Raw genomic sequence first — 5,136 nt, 5'->3', positions numbered from 1 at the left:
AGGTTATACCGATTGGCTAAAAGCCCTTAAAAACGATCATCCCCGCAGTTTCAGATTGGGTAAAGATCTGTATGAAGATAAATTCAAATATGAGATAGTATCGGCCAGCAACGCGCAGCAGGTTTACAACGCCGCGCTTAAACGCAAAAAACACATTCATGGCGAAATGGCTAAAATAAGCCGTCAGCTATGGCCAAAATATTTTGGCAGCAAAGTTATCCCTGCAGATACGCTTACCTTGGTTAGTGCCATGATTGATACCCTATCAGCAAAACATGTGAAGCCGGATGAGTTTCAATCGGCCATTGTGCAGCTTATTCCTAAGTTAAAGGAATTTGTAAAAACTAAAGACCTGCTAACGCTTGATCCAACTAAACCATTGATCATCCGCAAAGAGCCGGGTTATATGGCCGGAGTGGCGGGCGCCTCCATGAGCGGCCCGGGCCCGTACGATAAAGATGGTAACTCCTACTATAACGTGGGCAGCCTTGCCGGCTGGAGCCCTGAAAAAGCCGAAAGCTATCTGCGCGAATATAACCAGTACATTATTCAGATATTAAGTATTCATGAGGCGGTACCGGGCCATTATGTTCAGGGTGTTTATGCCAACAAGGCTCCGAGCATCATTAAATCGGTTTTTGGTAACAGTGCCATGAATGAGGGCTGGGCGGTATATGCTGAGGAAATGATGCTTGATAGTGGCTATGGCAACAATGAGCCCGAAATGAGGCTGATGTGGTATAAATGGCACTTGCGCTCAGTTTGCAATACCATATTGGATTATAGTGTACACAGCGGCAACATGACCAAAGAGCAGGCTATTAAAATGCTTACCACCGAGGCCTTCCAGCAGCAGGCCGAGGCCGAAGGCAAATGGAAAAGGGTAAGCGTAAGCAGCGTACAACTAACCAGCTACTACACCGGTTATAAAGAGATCATCGATTTACGCGATGCTTATAAAACCAAAATGGATGATAAGTACAAACTGAAAGAATTTAATGAGAAGTTTTTAAGCTACGGCAGTGCCCCGGTTAAGTTCATAAAAGATGCCATGCTGGCAAAACAGCCATCAAAAAAGAATTAACATCAATTGATGATGGCCGCAAAAAGAGATAGCCCATGAGTAACAAAAACTCATGGACTATGAACCATAAGCCATCACCCATGAACTATCAAATTCTTTGTTATTGTGCGTAATGATTTTTGATCTGGTGCGCAAGCTGGGCCATAATGTTATCTTCCAGTTTACCACGGCAGCAAACAATACTGCTCCTTTGCCTGTCATAATTAACTTCGGCTATAACTTTGCCCTGATCAACCACGCGGAATCTCCCCCCTCCCCTGTTGGGTAAAACAGCCACAATACGCTCATCATCCTTAAAATTGATCAATACATGGAATTGATGTTGCGGTATAAATGCTATTTGCTGTAACATAATAACCCCCTTTCGATCGTTAAATTGTGTAGTAAACTGTGTAATAAATTGTAAAGAGCACTGATTACTATAAAGTTAACGAAATTAGTTTTAAATAATTGCTATGTTTTAATGCATTTTTTTTGCATAAATATTATAATACCTTTATCGCCGCAATAATTACGCCATGAAATACATCTTCAGTTTGCTTTTATCCCTGTTTATAGGCTTTTCGTGCCAGGCGCAAAAACTAAAACTGGCTCTGAATTTAGTGAAAGGTAACACTTATACGATGGTTACCAATACCACATCGGCCATCAAACAAACTGTAAACGGGCAGGACAATAATGTAAAACTTACCATTGCCGGCACTACATCATTCAAAGTGCTTAATGTTGATGATTCTCTTTATTACATGGAGGTTGTTTATAAAAATGTGCGTATGAAAATGCAGCTGCCCACAGGTCCGCTCAATTTCGACTCTCAAAAAAAGGATCCGAATGATGTCATGTCATCTATGCTGGCTGGTATAGTTGATAAACCCTTTACAGCCACCCTAACCAAAAGCGGCAGGGTACACTCGGTAGAAAATGTAGAAAACATGATATCATCAGTTCTGGATGGCTACGCGCAGATACAGGGGGCACAAAAAGATCAGATCAAAGAACAGTTTATCCAGTCGTTCGGGTCAAAGGCGCTTAAAGGGAGCATCGAGTTATTAACCGCGCTTTTTCCCGAAACTCCGGTATCAAAAAAAGATAAGTGGACGATAAACACTATGCTCGAGAGCGCCATGACCGCTAAGGTGGCCACCGTTTACCAATTAACCGATGTAACACCGGCAAGTTATGTTATACATGGCGATGGTCGTATAGAATCGGCAGGCAACGGCGATTTTAAACAAGTGAATGGCATGCCCATGAAATATCATGTAACCGGCACTATGACAGCCGATATTAAAGCTGATAAAACCACAGGTTGGGTGAGTGAGTCAAAAATAAAGCAAACGCTAAGCGGCACCGTTGAAATTAAAGATAACCCTAAAATACCCGGAGGCATCGTATTCCCCATGAGCGTGGTGAATGAGACCATAAGCACAGATAAATAATTGCCGGTTCATTTTTCAGTTTAACAGCTTTTTGCATAAATTACTTATATTGTAAGTAGCCAATAAACCGATGAATAATTGAACAAATAAAGCAATTTGTTAATTTCGCACCTATGTCACCAGCCGAAGCTAAAAAACAGATCCTGGCTTTAACAAGCGAACTAAAACAGCACAACTACAATTACTATGTGCTGGCCATGCCGACTATTTCTGATTTTGATTTTGATCAGAAACTGGAAAAGCTAAATAAACTGGAAAAAGAATTTCCGGAGTTTGCAGACCCTGATTCGCCTACGCAAAGGGTGGGTGGCGATATCACCAAAGAGTTTGTTACCGTTAGGCACAGGTGGCCTATGTTATCCTTAGGCAATACCTATAACGAACAGGAACTGCTTGATTTTGACCAGCGCATCCGTAAAGCTATCGGCGATAACTTTGAATACGTATGTGAGCTCAAATTTGATGGCCTTTCTATGAGTTTAACTTATGAGGATGGCAAGCTGATACGCGCTGTTACCCGGGGTGATGGTGTGCAGGGCGACGAAGTAACCACCAACGTACGTACTATCAATACCATACCTAAGCGTCTGCACGAAGGCAACTATCCTAACTACTTTGACATACGTGGCGAAGTTTTCATGCACCGCAAAGCTTTTGAGCGCCTCAATAACGAGCGTTTAGAGAACGGAGAGGTTGCTTATGCTAATCCGCGCAACTTTGCCTCAGGCACCATAAAAATGCAGGACTCTGCCGAGGTGGCTAAACGCCCGTTGGATTGCTTCCTGTATTTTCTGTATACCGAAAAACCTGTATTTAAAACCCATTGGGAAAGTCTGCAGGCTGTTAAAAGCTGGGGCTTTCATACCAATGAGCATAGCCGCCTGTGCAGTAATATTGATGAGGTATTACAATTTATAACCAAATGGGATAAAGACCGTTTTGGTCTGAGTTACGATATTGATGGCATAGTGATTAAGGTGAATAATTTTTCGCAGCAGCAGGAACTTGGTTTTACCGCCAAATCGCCACGCTGGGCCATATCCTATAAATTTAAAGCCGAGCGTGTTGAAACCGAATTGCTGAGTGTAAGTTACCAGGTTGGCCGTACGGGTGCGGTTACACCGGTTGCCAATTTAAAGCCTGTATTATTGGCCGGCACTACTGTAAAGCGTGCTACCCTGCACAACGCTAATGAGATCATCAGGCTTGATTTGCACGAGGGCGATACCGTATTTGTTGAAAAAGGCGGAGAGATCATCCCGAAGATCATTAGCGTAAACCCAGAGAAGCGAGCGCAAAATGCCGTACCCGTGGTTTATCTGACTTCCTGCCCTGCTTGTGGTACCCACCTGGAGCGCAAGGAAGGCGAGGCCGCGTTTTACTGCCCTAATGATGAAGGTTGTCCGCCGCAAATAGTTGGTAAAATGCAGCACTTTATTGGCCGTAAAGCGATGGACATTGACGGCCTTGGCGATGAAACCATCGAAACGCTATATTCCAAGGGATACATCAGGCACATCAGCGATATTTATAAGCTACATACTCATGCTGATGAACTGAAGCAAATGGGCCGCTTTGGCGATAAATCGATCAACAATATGTTGGAAGGCATCGAAAAATCAAAACAGATGCCTTTTGAAAAAGTATTGTTTGGCCTGGGCATACGCTACATTGGCGAAACAGTTGCCAGAAAGCTTGCTGTGCATTTTAAATCAATTGATGGCTTAATGGCCGCCACCCAGGAAGAATTGGTAGCTGCCGACGAAATTGGCGAACGCATTGCTCAAAGCATCACCGAATATTTCAGCAATGAGCAACATCGCCAGGAAATTGAAAAGCTAAAAGAACTGGGCCTGCAATTTGTTGTGGAAGAAAAAGAAGTTAAACTGGCCAGCGACAAATTAGCCGGACAAAGCTTTATCATATCAGGCGTATTTGAAAAATACTCCCGCGACGAGCTTAAAGACCTGATAGAACAAAATGGCGGTAAAATATTAAGCAGTATATCAGCAAAGCTCAACTACCTGGTAGCAGGCGATAATATGGGCCCCGCTAAATTAGAGAAAGCGCAAAAACTAAATATCCCCATTATCAGCGACGAGGAATTATTGGTTATGATAAATTAACCTATTTACGCAAATAAGTTAACAATAATATTAAAATTATTATCTTTGTATAAAACCTAAAGGCATGTAATTTACGTACTTAGCAAAGCCCCTATTGAAAATTTCTCTTTTTATTATTAATTAAAAAATATTCATTTAAATGGGGAACTTTATTGAAATACAAAAAAATATAAATTGCGAACCTTGCAAAGAATGTGGAGCCCGGCCGGTAATTGAACCGGTAAAAGGAGGTTTTGTAGTGCGCTGCCCTCAAAATAAATCGCACTATAAAACCAAAGCAGGCCTTGTTAATATTGAAGACTGGAACATTAAAAACAAAGTACTTCCTCCCCTCGGTAGTAAAAATTCGCACAAAGCGTCCTGATCTCATTTGCCGGAGTAATTCACATTATTTAACAATTAGCGTTGTAACATTTAACTAATAAGCGCCATCTTAGCATAAACTACCGCTAATGAGATTCGCCTTATTCTTCATCCTGTTTATAAC

General features: G+C 42.1%; 5 protein-coding genes. 4 read left to right on the top strand and 1 reads right to left on the bottom strand.

Going from position 1 to position 5,136, the window contains the following annotated elements; genetic code table 11:
- Window positions 1-1,084, top strand: a 1,084-nt coding sequence (locus tag AAGC65_RS24780; RefSeq protein ID WP_343115148.1) for a DUF885 domain-containing protein, incomplete at its 5' end; no start/stop codon positions are given.
- A 100-nt stretch (window positions 1,085-1,184) separates the two neighbouring features.
- Here AAGC65_RS24780 and AAGC65_RS24775 read toward each other — a convergent pair.
- Window positions 1,185-1,436: a hypothetical protein gene (locus tag AAGC65_RS24775; protein WP_343115147.1), complete on the bottom strand. Its 252-nt coding sequence runs from the start codon at window positions 1,434-1,436 to the stop codon at window positions 1,185-1,187.
- A 166-nt stretch (window positions 1,437-1,602) separates the two neighbouring features.
- On the opposite strand from AAGC65_RS24775, the gene AAGC65_RS24770 reads away from it, so the two are divergent.
- The 3 genes from AAGC65_RS24770 to AAGC65_RS24760 all read left to right on the top strand — a co-directional run bounded on the left by AAGC65_RS24770 (window position 1,603) and on the right by AAGC65_RS24760 (window position 5,013).
- The gene (locus AAGC65_RS24770; RefSeq protein WP_343115146.1) at window positions 1,603-2,523 is read left to right on the top strand and encodes a DUF6263 family protein; all 921 of its coding nucleotides are present in this window, start codon (window positions 1,603-1,605) and stop codon (window positions 2,521-2,523) included.
- A 113-nt stretch (window positions 2,524-2,636) separates the two neighbouring features.
- Complete coding sequence (gene ligA / locus AAGC65_RS24765; protein WP_343115145.1) at window positions 2,637-4,649, top strand: NAD-dependent DNA ligase LigA; 2,013 nt, start codon at window positions 2,637-2,639, stop codon at window positions 4,647-4,649.
- 139 nt (window positions 4,650-4,788) lie between these two features.
- The gene (locus AAGC65_RS24760; RefSeq protein WP_343115144.1) at window positions 4,789-5,013 is read left to right on the top strand and encodes a hypothetical protein; all 225 of its coding nucleotides are present in this window, start codon (window positions 4,789-4,791) and stop codon (window positions 5,011-5,013) included.
- Window positions 5,014-5,136 lie beyond the last annotated feature (123 nt).

Source organism: Mucilaginibacter sp. (genome assembly GCF_039207105.1).
In the GTDB taxonomy this organism is placed as follows: Bacteria; Bacteroidota; Bacteroidia; order Sphingobacteriales; family Sphingobacteriaceae; genus Mucilaginibacter.
Note: the sequence above shows the minus strand (reverse complement) of the source record. Positions and strands in the feature narration are given on the sequence as shown.